This is a genomic window from Paenibacillus sp. FW104-T2, from assembly GCF_058789975.1.
In genome coordinates this window covers 57,662-77,880 of the sequence record NZ_JBYTCE010000022.1, presented here as the reverse complement: position 1 = coordinate 77,880, position 20,219 = coordinate 57,662, and the positions used below count along the sequence as shown (strand labels likewise).

Genomic DNA, 20,219 nt, shown 5'->3' with positions numbered 1-20,219 from the left:
GATCTAATAGATATGGACGTCATGAAGGAGACTCAATGAACTTTAAAGACTTGAATATTATACCCCCAATCTTAGAAGGATTGAACAAAGCGAACTATACGAACCCTACACCTATTCAGGAACAAGCAATCCCAGCCGTATTGGCAGGCAGAGACTTGCTTGGCTGTGCACAGACAGGAACAGGGAAGACGGCAGCATTTTCGGTGCCGATCATTCAATTATTAAGCGAAAAGTCTGGTGGTCCCAGACAAGGACGCCGTATTCGCTCCTTGATTTTAAGCCCAACCCGAGAGCTGGCTATCCAGATTGCGGATAACATGAAGATATATAGCCGATATACGGATATTCGCTGCGCCGCTATTGTTGGTGGTGTTTCACAGAAGGTGCAAGAACGAGCGCTGAGCCAGGGTGCAGATATTATTATCGCCACGCCAGGCAGATTGATGGATCTGGTTAACCAAAAACGGATTGATTTGAAATCCATTGAGATTTTGGTATTAGATGAAGCTGACCGGATGCTGGATATGGGCTTTATTCATGATGTGAAGCGAATCATCTCCAAGATGCCGAGCAAGAAACAAACCCTTTTCTTCTCAGCTACGATGCCTCCGGAAATCACAAAAATGGTCAAAACGTTACTCGTAGATCCTGTGAAAGTTGAAATTACACCGGTGTCTTCTACGGTAGACCGAATTGAACAGTCTGTGTATTTATTGGAGAATGGCAAGAAACAACATATGTTAAATCATATTTTGCAGGATAAATCCATTGTTTCGGCACTGGTGTTCACTCGCACGAAGCGCGGCGCTGACCGTGTTACACGAGAGTTGACCAAGGTAAATGTGACTGCTCAAGCCATTCATGGTGACAAGTCTCAGAATGATCGACAAAAAGCGCTGAACAATTTCAAAAGCGGAGTCACACGAGTGCTCGTAGCGACAGATATTGCGGCAAGAGGAATTGACGTGGAAGAGCTTTCGCATGTCATCAACTTTAACCTGCCTAATATTCCGGAGACCTATGTACACCGAATTGGCCGTACAGGCAGAGCAGGACATAGCGGTATGGCAATTTCTTTTTGTGATAAGGAAGAAATGCCGTTCCTCAAGGATATTGAGAAGGTAATCAAGAAGAGCATTCCCGAAATCAAAGATCATCCTTATCCGATGACGAGTGCTCCTGTGTTTATAAAAAACAGTAAGGGATCGAAGGCTGCAGCCAACAATTCCATGACCAATAAACCAGCTAAGGCGAAGAAGAACCCCGCGCGCAAACCCAAGTCTGAATGGTTTACCAAGCCGGGGAGAACGAGCCATAGCAAAAAAACGAACGAAAGAACAACCAGAACAAGGACAAACAACAGCAAGATCAGCAAAGGTTAACAAATGAATGAACGTATATTAGCTCTTCGGGGCTAAACGATATAACGATAGACATGCCAATCACCGAAGAGCAATTTAACAATGTCCTTGGTGATTGGTGTGGAATAGTAAAACAAAAGCATTAGATACGTATAAATCGTATTTAATGCTTTTTTTAATGCGAAAATAGTAGAGAGTCGGATTTGTAAGCGTTGACATATGATTGCGGTCTCGCTATAATCCCGGTATAAATACAATAAATACGTAACAGTTATTTAATTGATTCATAAATATTAAAACAATTAATCCCACTATGTGAGATCGGAGAGAATCAAATGACAACGAAATCGTATATCAAAAATTATCCCAGACCGCAATTTGTTCGCAAAGCATGGCTGGATTTAAACGGAGCATGGGATTTTAGCTTTGACGACAACCAGGTAGGTGTACGAGAGCAGTGGTATGATGAGGCTCAATTCCCGAAAGGGCTCACTATTCAGGTTCCCTTCACGTACGAAACCAAAGCCAGCGGCATTGGTGACGAAACATTTCATCCGCGAGTCTGGTATCACAAGCAGGTGACAATTCCTGCAGAGGCGCAAGGGAAAAGGACTATACTACACTTTCAAGGAGTGGATTATCACGCAAAATGCTGGGTGAACGGAACGGTTGCGGGTGAACACGAGGGAGCTTACGCTGCGTCGAAGCCATTTGCGTTTGGAGACACGTATAGAGCTAAAAGGTCAGCATGTACAAACGGTCAATTTCTCCCCAGACAGACCCTGGACCACACTTGAGATTGATGTGCGGCACGAGGCAGGAGGTCCATGGAAGCAGCTGCTCTGGGCTCCGGAATCACCAAATTTATATGACATTGAGTTTGTCATGTATGACCATGATCAGGAGATCGACCGTGTCCAGTCCTATTTCGGCATGCGGAAAATATCGATAGAGAACGGGCAGATACAATTGAATAATGGTCCGCTCTATCAACGATTGATATTGGATCAAGGCTATTGGCCGGAGAGCCATCTAACCGCACCTTCAGAGGAAGCCTTGATTCTGGATATTGATCGAATGGCTGAAATGGGTTATAACGGTCTCCGTAAACATATGAAATTGGAAGATCCCCGCTTTTTGTATTGGTGTGATGTAAAAGGAATGCTGGTCTGGTCCGAGATGGCATCGACGTTCGAGTTTAATGACGAGGCGGTTGCCCGATTTACGAAGGAATGGCTGGAAATTGTGCCGCAGCAATACAATCATCCAAGCGTAATTACCTGGGTTCCATTCAACGAATCATGGGGAATTCCAACCATTGCCCATGATGTTAGACAGCAGCAGTTCACGCAAACCATCTATCATCTGACCAAAACAATTGATCCGTATCGCCCGGTTGTAACGAATGATGGCTGGGAACATACGGTTTCGGATATTCTGACACTTCATGATTATGTGGAGGCGGGCGAAGTGTTTCAGCAGCGGTATCAAGATAAGGAACGGATTGTAAACAATCAGATCTCCTTCAATCAATGGAAGTATGCCTATGCCCAAGGACATCATTACAAGGGCCAGCCCATTATTGTTAGTGAGTTTGGCGGCATAGCTTTTCAATCAGACAAAGGCTGGGGATATGGCAATCAGGTGGATTCAGTTGAGGCCTTTATTGAACGTTTCCGTTCAATTACGGGAGCAATCAAAGCGGTTCCCTATATCTCGGGTTATTGTTATACACAGCTCACAGATGTGCAGCAGGAGATTAATGGTTTGTTAAACGAAGAGAGAGAGCCAAAAGTACCTTTGGATGTCATTCGCAAAATCAATCTAAGCTAAACTGGCACATATTCAGAATCGACAAAACATGTACTGCGGGTCACGTTGTTATGTAAGACGTGTGCCGGAACGAAATGTATTCACGTAATCGGGAGCAGTTCATCCAGCGATGGCTGGATGAACTGCTCCTTTTCAGGCTCTCTTGAAGTAACCAATCTTCTTCCTACATTTCTTATGAAATAGGGGCGCATGTCCTGAGCTTAATTATCAATCAATGCGCTTAATTCGGCCTGAAATACTTTTTGATGATTTTGATTATAAGTTGTGAGTAGGACGGTAACAATGCCATTGCCTCTCCGTCTTGGGAGAAGCTCAATCACTTCCGCAACTACGCGCAGCTCATCATCCGGAAATACAGGCTTGATAAACTGGATATGATTCATCCCCGTACCTGCGACCACATTCTCTCCGTAAACGCCTACTTCAATCCACAGCTTGAAGGAGATGTTCATCGTTTGCATGCCGGAAGCAATCAGGCTGCCGAAACGTCCTTTTTTGGCCATTTCCTCATCCAAATGCATGTACTGTGGATCATAAATCTTCGCAAACTCCATAATATCGGACTTGGACAGTTTAATTGATTTGGTTTCGTAGCGCTGACCTACGACATATTCACTAAATTTCAATGCGGGCACCTCGTTCTTTTCGTATGTTTATTTATATATCATTCATCATGTCACTCATGGCAAATTTCTGAAGAGACTCTGTGGCCGTTTGTTTATTTTTGGCATAGTCCATATTGTAAATGCAGGAGAACAACACATTTAACACATATTCCAGGGCAATCTGCGAAGAGAAGGTTCCAATCTTGGCGAACTTCTCCTCGTCGTTGGCAACCTGTAAACATAAAGTACTCCATTTTGCCAACTCACTCTGGGGGGTTGCTGTTATTGTAACAAACGGAATACCTTCACGTTTGAAGTGACGTGCTGCCTTGATGTAGCTTAATGACTTCCCGTGATATGTCAGGAACATGGCACAGTCTTTTGAAGTTACATTGATGGTATGGTGCGCCCACTCGGAAAGTTCTGTTGCAATGATTGCATACTTGTTGAGTTTAAACAATTTATTTTGGAAGCTTTTGGCCCGGATCTGCGAATCGCCCAAGGCATAGATGAAGATTCGATCTGCTTGGTTCAGCAGCAGTGCCGTTTGGGTAAGCAGGCCATCGTCCAGAATGGCAGCGTTTTTTGAGATCGTTTCTTTCATCAAATCGGCAATCTCTGCAGCCACCTGAAGAGTGGATTCACCAACACCGAATGGATAATTGGCATCCACGTGGTTGGAACCATTCTGGGTACTTTGCTGGAATTCACGGGCAAGGGTAATGATAAATTCCTTGTAACCCGTCATCCCAAGTTTGCGCGTTAGGCGGTTTATGGCAGAATGCGATGTATATGTAACTTGAGCAAGCTCCTGAATATTGCAGTGAAGCATGCGATCCCGCTGACTCAAAATATAAGATGCAATGCTCTGTTCGTTAGGTGTAAAATGCCGCATTTCTGACAATTGCATCAGCAGTTTCAATCGGTTCACCCCGGATTCTATCATTCTTTTGAATCAAAATGATGTTTAATTGAACATTTTGCCCAATATTAATGTGCCATAGTAACTGAACTTTGGTCAAATGTACCATAATGCTAGGGCAACCTTTACGCACAGTACTCTTCTTCTATAATAAAAGAAAATGAGCAGCAGGGGGGAACAACCATGTTAACGATTGGTTATATTGGGAATGGCAAAAGCACAAACCGTTATCATCTTCCTTTTTCATTGAATCGGGAACATTTAAACGTAAAAACGATCTATGCCCGGAACCCGGACAAAACGGATTGGCATAAGGTGCCGGAGATTCACTATACGAACGATATTTCGAGCCTGATGAATGATGAAGAGATTCAGTTAGTTGTAATCTGTACGCATACAGAATCTCATTATAGTTATGCCAAGATGGCGCTCGACCATGGTAAACATGTGCTTGTTGAGAAACCGTTCATGTTAACCAAAGAGGAAGCGGAATCCATATTTCAATACGCCAAAGAGAAGAACCTGGTCATTCAATGTTATCAGAATAGAAGATATGATTCGGATTTTCTGACAACTCAAAAAGTTATTGAATCCGGGAAGCTTGGGGATCTGCTTGAAGTGGAGATGCACTATGATTATTATCGCCCGGAAATTCCGAACGGCACAACGCAGTTCTCACCTTACAACAGTTACCTATACGGACATGGAGTGCACACGATTGATCAAGTGATATCCTATTTTGGTCAACCGGACAAGATTCATTCTGATGTGCGTCAATTACTGGGTGCTGGCAGAATGAACGATTACTTTGATCTGGACTTTTATTATTCAACCTTGAAGGTATCCGTTAAATCGAGCTTTTTTCGTTTGAAACCACGCCCGAGCCTGGTTGTATATGGTAAAAACGGAGTGTTTGTCAAACAAACGGAAGATCGTCAGGAGGAACATCTGAAATTATTTTACCTACCGAAAGGACATGCTGATTTTGGTGTAGATTTGCCCCAGCATTATGGCACACTAACCTATATAGATGAAGAAGGTGTGTACCATGAAGAGAAGGTGGTCTCTGAAAGGGGAGATTATGCCCGTGTGTACGATGATATCTATGAGGCCATCATCCATGGCAAGGATAAAGTCATCAAAGATGAAGAAACATTAACGGTGATGGGCATTCTGGAAGAAGGGATAAGAGGTTTAAAGTAATGACTCACAGGTACTGATCAAGTAGAAATTACGGATCGGTACCTTTTTTTTACAAACAAGGATTGCCGAGGAGACATGCACCAGTTAGCATGATAAAATGCAGTGAATGATTCATAAGGTGTTGTTTCTAATAACAAAAGAGATTGGTCTTTTGAGGAGCATTATAATGATAACCATTAAAGATGTAGCAAAAAGGGCTGGTGTGGCCAGTTCTACCGTATCTTGTGTGCTTAATGGGAAAGACAATGTAAGTGAACTAACAAGACGGAAGGTACTCGGTGCAGCCAGTGAACTCAATTACGTTAAACATGGACCAGCGTCGGAATTAAAACGTAAAAATACCCAAACTATCGGCGTGATGGTTCATGACATGTCCAGTCCCTATTTCTCTGATTTGGTACCCGGCATCGAATCAGCGATTAAGAGTCATGGTTACGATCTGATTGTATGCAGTTCAATAGGCGGTGAGAAATCCACGGCGAACCGATATATTCGGGAGAAACGAATCGACGGTGCCATTGTGATTGCGCAGGATATTCCGGATGAATTGCTCACGGAAGCTGCAGCCAGGGAGTTTCCGATCGTGGTGATGGATCGGGAACTTGCGAATGAACATATCGTAAATGTTCTAATGGATGATGAGCAAGGGGGATATTTGGCAACAAAATATCTGATTGATCAAGGTCATCGTAATATCGCTTACATTAACGGACCGTTCAGTTCAGATTGTAATCTTCTTCGTTACCAAGGATTTTTGAGAGCGCTGAGCGAAGCCAAGATCGAAGAAAAAAGTGAATGGAGACTGGGTGGACAATTCTGCAAAGAGAGCGGTTATCATGCTGCCAAGATGCTGATAGAGAATGGTCTCCCCTCGGCTGTATTTTTTGCAAATGATGACATGGCGATCGGATGTCTGGAAGCATTCCGCGAGCATCACATTTCAGTGCCGGAGCAAGTATCTGTCGTTGGATTCGACAATATCCATGTATCACAATATGTTTCTCCGCCGCTAACGACGTTTCGACAACCTAAGACAGATGCTGGATTGCTTGCCGGACATTTGCTCATTCAAATGTTGAACGGGGAGCAGGTTAAGTCGGTATTTACCTTGGATATTCAATGTGTGGAACGACAGTCCGTTCGTGCAGTCATAAACGAGTAGTCTTTTTTAGCCGCCCTATAGAGCGGCTTTTTTCATGTGTGGAATTTTATTTTCCTGCTCCATTCGAAAGGAATCCTGCTCTTTATGCATAATATGATTACTAGGGCTTGGAAATTGGAAAATATGGAAAGGGTGATCTGATGGGAGTACCAACGTTTCTTGAAACAGGTCATATGACAGAAGGGTTTCCGATCCGGGTAATTCACACGGGTGAACAGTTTAATTTTGCTGCACACTGGCATGAAGAGGTTGAATTGGTCGTTGTGAATGGAGAACACGCGAGAATTGGAGTGAACAACGAGGTCTATGAGCTTGTACAAGGAGACGTTCTGCTGATCAAGCCGGGGGATGTGCACTGTTTTTTGCCAGGCACCGAGTATTTAACCATTATCCTGTTTCGGCTGGAGTGGGTAACGGGAAATGTGGCAGCAGATCCTGAATCCCATGAACTTCGTGAACTTTTTCATAAAACGGCCATGATTCCGTCCCCCATCTGTAATGAGAAGAATCTGGACCGATATATCAAGGCCATTTCCGAAGAGGAGAAAAGAAAGCAGCCCGGATACCGCTGGTTAATGGTAGCAAGACTGTACGATCTCATTGTCCACCTGCTTCGGACCAAGGAACCAACCACGGAATCATGTGCTTCGAAAGAGACTTGTAACGGAGCCAAAAGATTCGAATTCCTTGAATCGGTCTGTGAATATTTGGAGGAACATTACGCTGAACCCGTCAAGCTGGATCATGTGGCTGAGCATATTAAATTCAGTAAATTTCATGTATGCAAGCTGTTTAAGGAGACTAAGGGAGTCACGTTGATGGAGTACCTGAACCACTTTCGTATTATCAAATCGGAATGGGCATTATTGTTTAGTCAGACCTCCATTTTGGATATCGCCATCGGGCATGGATTTAACAATGTGAACTCCTTTAACCGACTGTTCAAAAAATATAATGGTTGTACACCTTCTGAATTCAGGAAGAAGCATCAGACTCATATCACAAAATATGAAGGATGATTCACAATATTTGAGGAGAAAGCCCTCTCCAAAATCACTATACTCGAATAAAATGTAAGCGTTTCCTTTTATCGAAGGAGGGGGCCCATGAAGACATTTAAATTGAAGTATCTCTCCATTATTGCACTTGTAAGTGCAATGATGATCGTATCCGGTTGTCAGTCCAAGGGAGAGCAGGCATCCAAGCAGGAAGAAATTACGGTGTGGAGTTTTACGGATGAAGCCGGTTATGCCATTGAGAAATTCGAAGAAAAGTATCCAGACATCAAGGTGAATTTCGTCAATATCCCCGGAAACTTTTACATTACCAAATTAAAATCCGCACTGCAGACCACGTCGAAAGCACCTGATGTATTCATGATTGAAAATGCAAACATCAGAGAGCTGATTGATGTACCTTATCTGGAGAATCTGTCTTCATCCCCGTATAACGCGAATGAGCTGATTCCAGAACAATATCCATTTGTGCAGGCGAATGAAAAGGACAGTGAAGGCCATATTCGTGCCATTGGGTATCAGGGGACACCAGGAGGCATCTATTATCGCAGGGATTTGGCCAAAGAATATTTGGGAACGGACGACCCCGTGAAAGTGGGCGAGCAGATTGCTACATGGGAAGACATATTTGAGATTGGAGAGAGGGTGCAGCAGGAGAGTGGAAATAAAGTACATGCACTGGCAAACTGGAATGCCATATCTAACTCCTATGATGGAATCCCTTGGGTTAAGGATGGCAAGCTTGTCATCGATCCAACGTATATGGAGGTACTGGACCTTGTGCGGGAAGCGCGTCAGCGCAAGGTGCTTGCGGAGTATGAAGAAGGAAGTGCGGGGCACGCCGCTTCGATGCAAAAGGGGGAAGTGATGTTCTACCCTGGTGCAACCTGGGCTTTGCAATATACCTTCAAGGCGAATGCGCCAGACACCGAAGGGTTGTGGGGGCTTGCACCTGGTCCGTCTTCATTTAGCGCAGGAGGCACGTATATCGCGATGTACAGTCATAGTGAAAAAAAGGATTCGGCTTGGAAGTTTATTGAGTTTTATAACTTTGACCATGATTTCCTGTCTGAGCTGGCGAAGGAACAGGATTATTTTACAAGCAACATGGTCGTGAATGACCAGCTGGCACCAGCCGTTACTTCAGCTTATTTGGGAGGGCAAAAGCATTTCGAGTTTTTCTCCGAGGCAGCCAAAAAGGTTCCGGTCTACGAGCGAACAAAGTATGACTCCATTATTAATAATGACATTTATAAAAATGTCCTACAGTTGTATCTCAATAATGACATCCAGACCAAAGAAGAAGCGGTGAAGCGAATCAAACGCGATGTGAAATTGAGATTTCCTGAGCTGGAAGTGGATTAGCCGAGGAGAACGAAACCTTTTAATCATCCGATGACTGGAGGAACACATCATGTTTGCCAAATCGATCCGCAAAGACCACTATGGCTATTATTTTATCGCTCCATTCTTTATCATTTTCGCTATTTTTGGACTCTATCCTATTCTTTATTCCCTGTATATCAGTTTTACCAACTTTGATGGCATTACGACTCCTGAATTCGTTGGGATCGGAAACTATATTGCTGTTCTGCAAGATCCGCTGTTCTATAAAACGCTGTTTAACACGTTGTTTATCTGGGGAGTATCTGTCGTCCCGCAGCTTACCGTCTCTCTTGTTCTTGCTTTTATCCTGAACGACAAGCTGCTTAAGGGAAGAGATTTCTTCAGAGCCGTATATTTTTTCCCGAATATCGTTACGGCAGCATCACTCGGATTGCTTGTCAGCCTGATCTTTGATTGGCAGTCCGGTGGTCTGAATCACTTTCTGGTGCAGATTGGGCTGATTGATGATCCGATCAACTGGAAAAATGATCCGTGGTTTATGAGACTCATTGTGTCAGCTATTCTGTTCTTTCAATACTTCGGATATTCAATGGTCATTTACCTTGCAGGGCTTCAGGGAATAGACCCGGCATTACAGGAAGCGGCCCAGATGGATGGGGCGAAGAAGAAGCACATTTTCATCCATATTATCGTTCCAATGCTGCGACCGATCATTCTGTTTCAGATGATTACCTCCATTATTGGAGGCATTCAGATTTTCGACCAACCGTTCACGCTCACCAATGGAAATGGTGGACCGGACCGTGCTGCCATGACCAGTATTATGTATCTCTATAATGTAGCATTCCAAAGCACACGCTTCGGTTACGGCGCAGCTATTGCCTTCTGTCTGTTCGTTATCATCATTCTCTTATCCGTTGTATCCTTCATCATGACCAGTCGGAAGAGTCGTTCATAGGGAGGGGGGAGTACTATGCAAACCGCAAAATCGATTGAGCAACCGAATGCAGCCATCCAGCAATATGCCAGCACGAAGCAGCTTACGATCGGCAAAGTGATCATCTACTTGTTCCTAACGGGTCTGGCTGTGATCTGCATCATTCCGTTTTATCTGATGATTATCTATGCCACGCATAATAATGCGACCATTGCATCCACCTTTACTTTCCTTCCCGGACCATTCGTAGCGGATAATTACTTCAATATGGCCTCCAAAATCAACATTTGGCGCGGATTTGCGAACAGTCTTTTTATTGCCGGCACTTCAACTGTACTATCGCTGTATATCGGTTCATTAACCGCATATGGATTTGCCAAGTTCAAGTTTAAGGGACGTACCTGGCTGTTCATGTTTTTGCTGGCCACGATGATGGTGCCCGGGCAGCTGGCTCTAATCGGGATGTACCGGCTGTTCAGTACACTGGGGCTGTTGGACAGCTATGCGGCCATTATTTTACCAGCGGCAGCGAATGCTTTTAACGTATTTTTTATCAAACAATTTATGGAGAGCAGCATCCCTGACGAAATCATTGAATCGGCACGTGTGGACAGTGCAGGAGAGTTTCGGACATTCAATCAGATTGTGCTGCCCATTCTGGGACCTGCCATTTCGGCACTTGGCATATTTACGTTCATCGGCTCATGGAACAACTTCCTCACACCGCTTGTTTTGTTCTTCTCATTGGATAAATACCCGCTTCCTGTCCTCGTGGCTCTGGTTCAGGGCTATTATGGTATGGATTATGGGTTATTATATCTGGGAGTTGCAATTTCCATCCTGCCGATCATCATCGTCTTTGCAATCTTCTCCAGGCAGATTATAGGGAGTGTTGCGTTGGGAGCTGTGAAGGGATAGGTACCTTAAATGTATGAATTGTCTCTGGGCCTAGTGCCCTTTTTTTGTGCTTTTATAAGAATGAAAAAAGGAAGACAGCAAGCATTATGCTCACTTACTTGAAATGAGTTATAATGAGTAAGGCCAAAGCAACGTTTTACCAAGTCGCCATATGGCGGCTTTTTCCGGTCCTGCACCATTATTTAAAATAATTAATGATTAATTCGAATTAATTGCGACAAAATGGAGCTATTCAGAGTAAAATAACCTATACGATGCAATCAAGACAAGGTGGTAGAAAAATCATGAATTCATATCAGTTATTAAGCAAAACCCTGTTTGACAACTTTCACGAAGACCGCATTCGATATTCCGAACCGATCCGAAATTATACGTACACGCGACTCGGCGGGGAAGCAGATATTTTGATATTCCCCGAGACCATAGATGAAGTAGCCACCATCGTGAAGCTGGCGGTTCAGCATGATATCCCGTTGACTACACTGGGATACGGCTCCAATATGATTGTCAGAGATGGCGGCATTCGGGGGATTACCATGTCGCTGCAGAATCTTAATCAGGTCAATGTGAATGGTCATACGATGACTGCACAGAGCGGTGCAGCAATTATCGATGTATCCCGCCAGGCGTTAGACGCAAGTCTTACCGGACTCGAATTTGCCTGCGGCATTCCGGGCTCGGTAGGTGGCGCACTCTATATGAATGCAGGAGCATACGGAGGACAGATGTCCGATGTGGTCGAGTCTGCCATTGTCGTGACTGAGGCAGGCGAAATTATCACCATGCAGAGTGAGGAGCTGCTGCTGGCCTATCGCAAGAGTGTATTTATGGGCAATAGGGATATCATCATCGAGGTGAAGTTCAAGCTGCAGCCGGGAGATCCGGTAGAGATCAAGGCGAAGATGGATGAACTTACTTATGCGAGAGAGTCCAAGCAACCATTGGAATACGCCTCTTGCGGAAGTGTCTTTAAACGTCCTGAAGGCCATTTCGCTGGCAAATTGATTCAGGATTGCGGACTTCAGGGGACTCGCATCGGCGGTGCCGAAGTATCTCGCAAACATTCGGGTTTCATTGTGAATGTGGATAATGCTACGGCGCAGGATTACATTGATATGATTGCACTCATTCAGGAGAAGGTGCGAAGCCAGTTCAATGTGAATTTGGAAACGGAAGTCGTCATCATTGGCGATGAACTGAATAAATAATTGGACGGAAGTCCACACTTTTTCGATAAGTCGCCTTCGGGCGGCTTCTTTTTTTACACTTTCCCGAAGAAGAGCACCTGAATGGAGAATGTGGGTCAGCATAACCCATATAAATAAATATATAGGATACGACAGATTACAACGACGCTCTTAAGGGTAAGTGTTGTTAATTAAAGGATATCTCTTATCCACCATAGGAGGTTTAAAATGAATCAACCCTTGTATAACCATACGGATATCGCCATCCTGGGCATGGGAACTGCGCTGCCTGTTCATGAAGTTGCCCAGTCCGATATTGCTGAGCTCATTGCCTCATCGCTTGAGGATCAACAGGATTTGGCCCGGTTTGCCAAAAGAGTGTTCAGGTCCTGCGGCGTAGAAACACGCTATACGGTTGAACCCAGCTATCTGGGGACACTTGAGGACTGTCGTTACCTGCCTTCGGGGGACCATTCTCAGATTCCGTCCACGCAGGAACGAATGGATACATATAAACGGGAGGCGCTCCCGCTTGGGATGGAGGCTGCCCAGAAGGCATTGAAGGATGCGGGCATGTCTCCTGAACAGATAACACATATCATTACGGTCAGCTGTACAGGACAGTATCTGCCTGGTCTGGATGTCATGCTTATTCGCGATTTGGGATTATCTCCACGCGTAAACCGGTTACCGCTTATTTTCCAAGGCTGTGCGGCCGGATTAAAAGCCATTCAGATGGCTCGTGATGTCGTCCAGGGAAGGCCTGATGCACAAGTGCTGGTCGTGTGCGTTGAACTCTGTACCCTGCATTTTCAACCAGTTAAGGAGAGAGGGGCGCTGTTTGCAGCCTCATTCTTCGGGGACGGGGCTTCTGCTTGTATCATTGGAGCACCGGAATCCGAGCAGCGGCATTATCTCGATCTTGGAACCGGATATTCCGTTCTGCTTCCTGATTCAACGGAGGATATGACATGGGAGGTGGGCAATCAAGGTTACGATCTGTACTTATCGCCTCGCATTCCTAAACTGTTGGGTGAGCACTTGGAGAACGAGCTCTATCAATTGCTCGGGAGCGACAGTTTACCCGAACTATGGGCTATTCATCCAGGCGGACGGGGGATCGTAGACTCTGTCCAGGAAGTTATGAATTTAAGAGCAGAACAGACAATGTACAGCAGAGAAATCCTTAGAACCGTAGGCAACTTGTCATCCAATACCATTATATTTGTACTTCATGCCATGCGTGAGGACATGAAAGCCCGTAATCAATCTGTAACGGAGGGTGTGGCGATGGCTTTTGGACCTGGGCTGACCGCTGAGCTCATGAAATTTACTTACGTTCCGTCCTATACGCCTGCGCTGAAGGAGAAAGATCATGTCCTTCTTTAGAAACTTGTCGATCCGGGCGAAGGAAGATGAATTGATGGATGATTTCTCCATGGGCGGGGAAGAATTGCGTGAAGCACTGCAGCACCTGCGTCGTCTCAATAAAATATTTGCTGCTCCCGGCCCTACTCTCGATGGTGTGGAGAAATTATGGATATCGGTCGGTAGACCTCTTAAGCTGAGCATTATGGATGTAGGAGCAGGCTCAGGAGACGTGAATCAGAAGCTGCTTCAGTGGGCGAAGCAGAAGGGGATTGACCTCACGATTACGTTGGTCGATCTGACCGAGGAAGCTTGCGAAGAGGCAAGACTGCTCTTTCAAAATGAACCAAGGGTCAATGTACAGCGTGCCGATGTCATGAAACTGTCGGATGCTTCGGCAGATATCGTTACAGGATCGCAGTTTGTACATCATTTTGACGGACAGCTGCTGCTGGATATCGTTTCACATATGCTGCGTGTCTCTAGGTATGGTGTTGTGATTAACGATATCCACCGCCACCCGGTATCTTATACCGCGGTCTGGCTAACAACCCGGATGATCTCGCGGAATCGTTATATCCGTCATGATGGTCCGCTGTCTGTTGCCAAAGGCTTCACGGCAAAGGATTGGCAGGAGTTAAAAAAGCAATTGAACCATGACACCATGACCTATGAATGGAAGCCGCTGTTTCGCTACTCTGTCGTGATACCGAATCACCCGGCAGTTTAATGAAGGTGGCATTATAGTCACGGCTGCGCAAAATTCAATTTAAAGGCAGGGGATGCTATGTGTCCGAATCATTAGATGTCATTGTACTAGGTGCTGGAATCGCTGGCAGTTCGTGCGCCCTGCAGCTGGCCAAACAAGGTCATCGTACGCTTCTATTGGATCAACAGTCATTTCCCAGGCACAAAACCTGCGGTGAATTCATGTCACCAGAGACCAAAGAAATGCTGGAGTATCTAAATATTCAGCTTCAGGAAGTGAAGCCCAGCACGATGGATCATGCACAGATCATTATGCCTCAGGGCGGTCAGATTGAAGCTCCCTTGCCCGGATCCGCTTATGGCATCAGTCGACATGAACTGGACCGCATTCTCCACAAGCAAGCTGAGGCTGCGGGAGCCGAAATTATAACAAAAGCAAAGATTGTTGGTATTCAACTGCTTGAAGATGATCATTACGAGGTACAGGTCAAACAAGGGAATGAACGATTAAGCTATAGAACGAAGGCTGTCATCGGAGCGTATGGAACCAAAAAGCCGCGTGGAATGACGTCTCCGCCTGAAACTCGGGATGATACTGTATACGTTGGGATAAAGTCTCATTACAGTGGACTTGATATGCCTGCTAGAGTTGAACTTTATTTCTGTGAGGGAGGATACGTCGGCATTTCACCGATCGAGAATGGCTATGCGAATGTTGCAGCCTTGTTAACGCTGGATACGGTGCAGGGAAGCGGCAAGTCTGTAACCGATATCCTGCAGGCGGCCTCCGAAACGAATGGAAGGCTCGCAGCAAGACTGGCAGCTGGAAAGCCTGTTCAGGGAACTCAGGTTTCCATCGCTCCACTTCACTTGTCGAACGTGCCTGAGCCTTGGTCGCAGTTCCCGCATATTGGAGATGCGATGCTGATGATTCCTCCCCTGTGCGGTGACGGCATGTCCATTGCGCTGCGTTCTTCCATCCTGTGTGCAGAGTGGACCCACCGTTACTTGCAAAAGGACATCGGATTTGCGGAGTGGAAGGAAGGATACGCAAAAGACGCGAGCGATGAATTTACAGAGCTGCTTCGGCGTGCACGGAGAATCCAGAAGCTGGCTTTTGCCAGAACCAATAAATATTACCCCGCGCTAGCTCGCTTATTTCCTGGTTTGGCAACATATCTGGTCAAGGCTACAAGGTTATCAGAGATGAATGCTGCTCGCGGGTAATGTGGGGAAAAAATGCATATTGATGGATCTGAAAGAGGCGGCGTATGTCGACCTCTTTTTTATTGTTTTTGACGAATTTGAAGCAGACCATTTTGAAAACAGAGAAGTACTCGTATAATAGAAAAGAATGTAGAAGTAGTATTGAGCGTCAGATTTGAAGCAGGGAGGCATTATATTAAGATGAACTATTCATTTTCAAACCGGATTGCTGCGCTGCAGCCGTCCATTATTCGAGAAATCCTGAAGGCATCCTCGGGCCAGAACGTTATTCCATTCTCTGCGGGAAATCCCGCTCCGGAGACATTTCCCATTGAAGCCATTCGGACATTCACTCAGTCCATTCTGGAGCAGGATCCAGTTACGGCTCTGCAATACGGGATAACTGAAGGTTACGCCCCGCTGCGCGATACATTGACCCATCACCTGAAGACGAACTATAACACAGGCACAGCATCGGACGAGCTATTTATTGTCTCGGGTGCACAGCAAGGCATTGAGCTTGCCTGCAAAGTATTCTGCAACGAGGGAGACACGATCATCTGTGAAAGCCCAAGCTTCATAGGGTCGTTAAACTCCTTCCGGGCTTCAGGTGCAAGGCTGGTTGGCGTTCCAATGGAAAGCGACGGTATTGATATCGGCAAGCTGGAACTGGCACTGCAGACGGAGCAGAATGTGAAATTGATCTACCTGATTCCGAGTTTCCAAAATCCGACGGGAGTAACGACAAGTCTGGAGAAACGCAAAGCCATTTATGCTCTCGCCAAACAGTATGGTGTGATGATTCTGGAAGATAATCCATACGGTGAGCTTAGATTCAGTGGAGAAGATGTACCTACTATCAAATCCATGGACGAAGAGGGACTAGTGATCTATGTGGGCTCCTTCTCCAAAATCCTGTCTGCCGGCTTGCGTGTTGGCTATGTGCTGGCACCGAACGAAGTCGTGCAGAAGATGGTGGTTGCCAAACAGGGAGAAGACGTACATACGGCGATGCTTCCTCAGATCTTGGCATACAAGTTCATGGCAGAATACCAGTATGCAGAACATATCAGCAGTATTCGTGAAATATATCGCAGAAAATCTGCCTTAATGATGGACAAACTCAAGGAACACATGGGGAATTCCATTACGTTTACCCAACCGGATGGTGGTCTTTTCCTCTGGTGTGATCTGCCGGCTCATATTCCGATGCTGGGTTATGCCAAGGCAGCTGCAGCCAGCGGCGTAGCCGTTGTTCCAGGCACGGCATTCCTCGTTGATGAGAGTGAACCTTGCAATGCGATCCGATTGAATTTCTCCACACCTTCCGATGAACAGATTGTGAAGGGGATTGAAATTCTGGGGCAGGTATTGAAGCAGTATTCTTAATAACGTCTGATCTGGGTAGCTCCCTGTACAGCTGAAGTGGCATCTAGCCTTTCAACTGTGAGGGGGCTTTTCTTCATTCAAAAACCCTACCGCATTTGCAGCGGTAGGGTATGAATGGAAATCGATCAATGATCAATCAGATACGAGGAAGCCGTCAAAATTTTCGGGTCCGACTCGAACCGTTCCGAGCAAGTTCGTACTGATAAACGCTGAATACGTTAGTTGTGATGTAATGGGAGGGTTAAAGTCATTCGCTGAAAAAGTAATGATTTCAGGTGCGAGTAAACCGCTCAATCCATAGGTACTATTTGCCGAATAGATGATAGGATCTGTCGCCAGCGTACCTCTCACAATGGTAACTCTCACTACAAAAAGCGCCAGAGGTAACTGAACCGTAATCGTCCCTTTGAGTTGAACCCTGGGATTAGCCCCTGTACCCGCAGTAATAAGACCAATTTGGGCAAATAACGTAGGGGTATTGATTACGGGTATGGGTACAGAAATGGAGTTGGTCGACGTTGCATTGATTGAGACTCTTGCATCCAGAAACTGAGTCATTCTGCATACCTCCTATCCGATAAGATAGAATAGTATATTCATAGAAGACAAGTTTGCGTGGACATACTCCTGCAGGGCAGGAGATCCTTCATCACATCCTGCTCATAGAAATGAAGTCTTTTACTCTTTGATCACTGACGAATTCACGGCTTCTACCATATTATTGTTGAATTCACGGAATAAGCCAAGGCGCCAGAATGCTGCCCCTTTGAGATCATATCTCTTGGCTAATCCAAGCTTGTCATCAACGGAGGTTCCCGTTTCGCTGTTTAAGTTAATGCCAAGCAGCAGCTTGTCTTTTGGAACACCTGCGTTAAGTGCAAGCTGGATGGCTTGGTCAACGAGACTGTTGGGCTCAGGAATCTGTGCCTTGGTACCCGCAGGGTTATATTGATAAGCCATAATAATAAGATCGTCTGCCAAGGAAGCGAGCGTTTTGTAATCATAGCCTTTATATGCACTGTTCAGAGGCGGTACAGCCAGTGATATCGAAATGTCAGGAGGCAAGGAAGCTTTTAACTGTTTGACATAGTCGTTAAGCAGCTTCTGCTGCTGCTTGGCATCCAGTTTGAAACCCAAGCCTTCAAAATCAAGAACGACGCCGCCGAATCCATTCTCCGTAACTGCTGCGTTTATGCCCTGAATCGATTTCTCGCGCAGACTGCTGTCACTCAAAACTTTGGTTAGCTCGCCTTGACCATCCAGTGCGTATACCATAAGGTACGGTTTGATATTCTGATCTGCAGCATCCGCCACGATGGTCTGGGGGGTCACTTCACCTGCTGCCTCAGGGAAATAATACTCCTTCCCTTGAAGCGTGAATTGGCCATCCCGGTCGATTCGACTCCAGCCAAAAGCTACGGAGTTCATGGATGGGACCAGATCGATTTCATGAAATGCCCGCACAGCATAAAAGGCTCTCAAATGCATTTCACGTTGTGGGGATACGAGAGAAACTGTGCGTGTGGCCTGATCCCATTTCACACCCACGCCGAATTGGCTGCTGAACGAACTGAGCGGAATGAGTACGCGTCCTTCTCGCTGAACCGGGGCTGCGGCAAGCTTCACTTTGGTGCCATTGACGGTGGCTGTGGTATTCCCCACTTGAAGAAGTACCTCTGTAGCCTGACCTTTTACTTTGCCTACGGCTTTGACGGTTTGGGTTTTACTGTTCCACGTAATCTGGATTCCCAAGGCTTCACCTACGGTACGGAAGGGAACATAAGTAACGCCTTTATCAATTCGCGGGGCAGCATCAAATTGCAGTGCAACATTATCCAACTTGACCGATATGGCAGGTGCTGCATGCACATCACCGATGTTTACCGTCGTTCCAAGCAAGGACAAACCAATCAAGGTGGCAGCAATGGTTTTACCTATGTGTTTACGAACCATGTTTGTATATTCCTCCACATTCATAAAATAGTAGAAAAAAGGACGTATGGACAGTAATCTAGCATAGTGTAGTATAGCAAAATTTTCATAGAGTTCCAATTACAAGATGAACTAAACTTGGCTTTATTGATAATCATTTTCAATTGGGCTACAATAGTGGAAAGAGTAAACCAAAATGCGGTTAGGCTGGAGGGTAACCAGTGTGACTGCAATCAGGAGGAATAATGATGTTGATTCAAACGCGCAGTATGGTTATAGAAAAAGGGCATAGTGACAAGGTACTGGAACGTTTCAATGGCCCAACCCCAGTGGTGGATATGCCTGGTCTGATTGATTTCAGTGTCATGGTCAACAAGAAGAGCAAGGAACATGAAGAGGTTATGGTTATGATTCGTTGGGAATCGGAGGAAGCGTGGAAAAACTGGGAGAAAAGCGATGCACACATCCAGGGCCATCGCAACAAAAGAGGGCAGGAAAAACCTGAATATCTGATCAGCACAACCGTAAATATGTATGAAGTCCAGACTGTAAAAACTGGCAAAGGTACGGTTCAACAATAGGTTCAACAAATAGTGTTTATATGACGATCATCAGGACCTCCACGGGAGGTTCTTTTCATTCAAACCAGCAACGAATAGAGCGCACGTCTATATAGAAAAATGAACATCCTTGGCGGCTGCCGAGCGCCTTTCTTGCCGAAACGATACGTAAATTGCTATTATGAATGATAATATATACTTGAATTAATCAATCTGGAGGCATATCAATGAATCAGCGTTTCCGTATCACCCGAACCATGCAAGAACAAATTGGGGAACCAGCCATCACTCTGGAAGAGTGCAAGGCATACTTTGCAACCCAGCCTGACTTTACGTATTCACAGGTTTACACGGTTCAGGGAACCGAAAGTACCATGTCCATTGATGGAGATTTCTTTATGTGGAAGCAGGATAACGTGGACATTCCTTTCCGGCTATATTCAGGGGATTTGTACGTGGCCATTTCCAGTGAAGCTGTGGTTCCCAAGATGATTGAAGTCGCGACTGCTCTGCAAGCAGATATTGTAGAGGGATAGTTCATTTGAAGCCTGGTCCTTAAGTGGAT

The 20,219-nt window shown here is 45.4% G+C and carries 18 protein-coding genes and 1 pseudogene; 15 read left to right on the top strand and 4 right to left on the bottom strand.

Annotated features, from left to right (window positions below):
- The first annotated feature begins 35 nt into the window (after positions 1-35).
- Complete coding sequence (locus AC3WQ3_RS23505) at positions 36-1,382, top strand: DEAD/DEAH box helicase (RefSeq protein ID WP_492473756.1); 1,347 nt, start codon at positions 36-38, stop codon at positions 1,380-1,382.
- Positions 1,383-1,696: 314 nt separating this feature from the next.
- Positions 1,697-3,194 (top strand): annotated as a pseudogene (locus tag AC3WQ3_RS23500) (glycoside hydrolase family 2 protein).
- A gap of 200 nt (positions 3,195-3,394) precedes the next feature.
- Here AC3WQ3_RS23500 and AC3WQ3_RS23495 read toward each other — a convergent pair.
- Together AC3WQ3_RS23495 and AC3WQ3_RS23490 are read right to left on the bottom strand one after the other, a co-directional pair.
- Positions 3,395-3,820, bottom strand: coding sequence for a MaoC family dehydratase (locus AC3WQ3_RS23495; RefSeq protein WP_492473755.1), 426 nt, complete (start codon positions 3,818-3,820; stop codon positions 3,395-3,397).
- Between the two features lie 31 nt (positions 3,821-3,851).
- Positions 3,852-4,721, bottom strand: coding sequence for a MurR/RpiR family transcriptional regulator (locus AC3WQ3_RS23490; protein WP_492473781.1), 870 nt, complete (start codon positions 4,719-4,721; stop codon positions 3,852-3,854).
- A gap of 183 nt (positions 4,722-4,904) precedes the next feature.
- Here AC3WQ3_RS23490 and AC3WQ3_RS23485 point away from each other — a divergent pair, with 183 nt between their 5' ends.
- From AC3WQ3_RS23485 to AC3WQ3_RS23435, 11 genes are all read left to right on the top strand, one after another.
- A complete protein-coding gene (locus AC3WQ3_RS23485; protein WP_492473754.1) occupies positions 4,905-5,924 on the top strand; it encodes a Gfo/Idh/MocA family oxidoreductase in 1,020 nt (339 codons plus the stop codon).
- A 166-nt stretch (positions 5,925-6,090) separates the two neighbouring features.
- Complete coding sequence (locus AC3WQ3_RS23480; RefSeq protein WP_492473753.1) at positions 6,091-7,086, top strand: LacI family DNA-binding transcriptional regulator; 996 nt, start codon at positions 6,091-6,093, stop codon at positions 7,084-7,086.
- 140 nt (positions 7,087-7,226) lie between these two features.
- A complete protein-coding gene (locus AC3WQ3_RS23475; RefSeq protein ID WP_492473752.1) occupies positions 7,227-8,105 on the top strand; it encodes an AraC family transcriptional regulator in 879 nt (292 codons plus the stop codon).
- Between the two features lie 87 nt (positions 8,106-8,192).
- On the top strand, positions 8,193-9,467 hold the full coding sequence (locus tag AC3WQ3_RS23470) for an ABC transporter substrate-binding protein (protein ID WP_492473751.1): 1,275 nt from the start codon (positions 8,193-8,195) through the stop codon (positions 9,465-9,467).
- Positions 9,468-9,516: 49 nt separating this feature from the next.
- Complete coding sequence (locus AC3WQ3_RS23465) at positions 9,517-10,407, top strand: carbohydrate ABC transporter permease (protein ID WP_127535888.1); 891 nt, start codon at positions 9,517-9,519, stop codon at positions 10,405-10,407.
- A gap of 15 nt (positions 10,408-10,422) precedes the next feature.
- Complete coding sequence (locus AC3WQ3_RS23460) at positions 10,423-11,304, top strand: carbohydrate ABC transporter permease (RefSeq protein WP_418041560.1); 882 nt, start codon at positions 10,423-10,425, stop codon at positions 11,302-11,304.
- A 284-nt stretch (positions 11,305-11,588) separates the two neighbouring features.
- Complete coding sequence (gene murB, locus AC3WQ3_RS23455; RefSeq protein WP_492473750.1) at positions 11,589-12,512, top strand: UDP-N-acetylmuramate dehydrogenase; 924 nt, start codon at positions 11,589-11,591, stop codon at positions 12,510-12,512.
- A 207-nt stretch (positions 12,513-12,719) separates the two neighbouring features.
- Complete coding sequence (locus tag AC3WQ3_RS23450; protein WP_336779948.1) at positions 12,720-13,880, top strand: type III polyketide synthase; 1,161 nt, start codon at positions 12,720-12,722, stop codon at positions 13,878-13,880.
- Positions 13,867-14,589 carry a methyltransferase domain-containing protein gene (locus tag AC3WQ3_RS23445; protein ID WP_492473749.1) on the top strand — a complete coding sequence of 241 codons (723 nt, stop codon included), beginning with the start codon at positions 13,867-13,869 and terminating at the stop codon, positions 14,587-14,589. Before AC3WQ3_RS23450 ends, AC3WQ3_RS23445 begins: the two co-directional genes overlap by 14 nt.
- 59 nt (positions 14,590-14,648) lie before the next feature.
- Positions 14,649-15,794: an NAD(P)/FAD-dependent oxidoreductase gene (locus tag AC3WQ3_RS23440; RefSeq protein ID WP_492473748.1), complete on the top strand. Its 1,146-nt coding sequence runs from the start codon at positions 14,649-14,651 to the stop codon at positions 15,792-15,794.
- A gap of 180 nt (positions 15,795-15,974) precedes the next feature.
- Positions 15,975-17,162 (top strand): aminotransferase-like domain-containing protein, encoded by a 1,188-nt coding sequence (locus tag AC3WQ3_RS23435; protein WP_492473747.1) that lies wholly within the window; start codon positions 15,975-15,977, stop codon positions 17,160-17,162.
- 132 nt (positions 17,163-17,294) lie between these two features.
- Here the strand turns inward: AC3WQ3_RS23435 and AC3WQ3_RS23430 are convergent, their stop codons facing one another.
- Complete coding sequence (locus AC3WQ3_RS23430) at positions 17,295-17,720, bottom strand: hypothetical protein (protein ID WP_492473746.1); 426 nt, start codon at positions 17,718-17,720, stop codon at positions 17,295-17,297.
- A 120-nt stretch (positions 17,721-17,840) separates the two neighbouring features.
- Positions 17,841-19,115 (bottom strand): stalk domain-containing protein, encoded by a 1,275-nt coding sequence (locus tag AC3WQ3_RS23425; protein WP_492473745.1) that lies wholly within the window; start codon positions 19,113-19,115, stop codon positions 17,841-17,843.
- 227 nt (positions 19,116-19,342) lie between these two features.
- Between AC3WQ3_RS23425 and AC3WQ3_RS23420 the strand changes: the two genes are divergently transcribed.
- Positions 19,343-19,675, top strand: coding sequence for an antibiotic biosynthesis monooxygenase (locus AC3WQ3_RS23420; protein ID WP_127535879.1), 333 nt, complete (start codon positions 19,343-19,345; stop codon positions 19,673-19,675).
- Positions 19,676-19,881: 206 nt separating this feature from the next.
- Positions 19,882-20,190 (top strand): hypothetical protein, encoded by a 309-nt coding sequence (locus AC3WQ3_RS23415; RefSeq protein WP_336779952.1) that lies wholly within the window; start codon positions 19,882-19,884, stop codon positions 20,188-20,190.
- Positions 20,191-20,219: the final 29 nt, after the last annotated feature.

Bases quoted from the DNA above. Each gene is read 5' to 3' on its own strand.
- AC3WQ3_RS23505 (WP_492473756.1), top strand. From the start codon at position 36: ATGAACTTTAAAGACTTGAATATTATACCCCCAATCTTAGAAGGATTG.
- AC3WQ3_RS23485 (WP_492473754.1), top strand. From the start codon at position 4,905: ATGTTAACGATTGGTTATATTGGGAATGGCAAAAGCACAAACCGTTAT.
- AC3WQ3_RS23480 (WP_492473753.1), top strand. From the start codon at position 6,091: ATGATAACCATTAAAGATGTAGCAAAAAGGGCTGGTGTGGCCAGTTCT.
- AC3WQ3_RS23475 (WP_492473752.1), top strand. From the start codon at position 7,227: ATGGGAGTACCAACGTTTCTTGAAACAGGTCATATGACAGAAGGGTTT.
- AC3WQ3_RS23470 (WP_492473751.1), top strand. From the start codon at position 8,193: ATGAAGACATTTAAATTGAAGTATCTCTCCATTATTGCACTTGTAAGT.
- AC3WQ3_RS23465 (WP_127535888.1), top strand. From the start codon at position 9,517: ATGTTTGCCAAATCGATCCGCAAAGACCACTATGGCTATTATTTTATC.
- AC3WQ3_RS23460 (WP_418041560.1), top strand. From the start codon at position 10,423: ATGCAAACCGCAAAATCGATTGAGCAACCGAATGCAGCCATCCAGCAA.
- murB (WP_492473750.1), top strand. From the start codon at position 11,589: ATGAATTCATATCAGTTATTAAGCAAAACCCTGTTTGACAACTTTCAC.
- AC3WQ3_RS23450 (WP_336779948.1), top strand. From the start codon at position 12,720: ATGAATCAACCCTTGTATAACCATACGGATATCGCCATCCTGGGCATG.
- AC3WQ3_RS23445 (WP_492473749.1), top strand. From the start codon at position 13,867: ATGTCCTTCTTTAGAAACTTGTCGATCCGGGCGAAGGAAGATGAATTG.
- AC3WQ3_RS23435 (WP_492473747.1), top strand. From the start codon at position 15,975: ATGAACTATTCATTTTCAAACCGGATTGCTGCGCTGCAGCCGTCCATT.
- AC3WQ3_RS23430 (WP_492473746.1), bottom strand. From the start codon at position 17,720: ATGACTCAGTTTCTGGATGCAAGAGTCTCAATCAATGCAACGTCGACC.
- AC3WQ3_RS23425 (WP_492473745.1), bottom strand. From the start codon at position 19,115: ATGGTTCGTAAACACATAGGTAAAACCATTGCTGCCACCTTGATTGGT.
- AC3WQ3_RS23420 (WP_127535879.1), top strand. From the start codon at position 19,343: ATGTTGATTCAAACGCGCAGTATGGTTATAGAAAAAGGGCATAGTGAC.
- AC3WQ3_RS23415 (WP_336779952.1), top strand. From the start codon at position 19,882: ATGAATCAGCGTTTCCGTATCACCCGAACCATGCAAGAACAAATTGGG.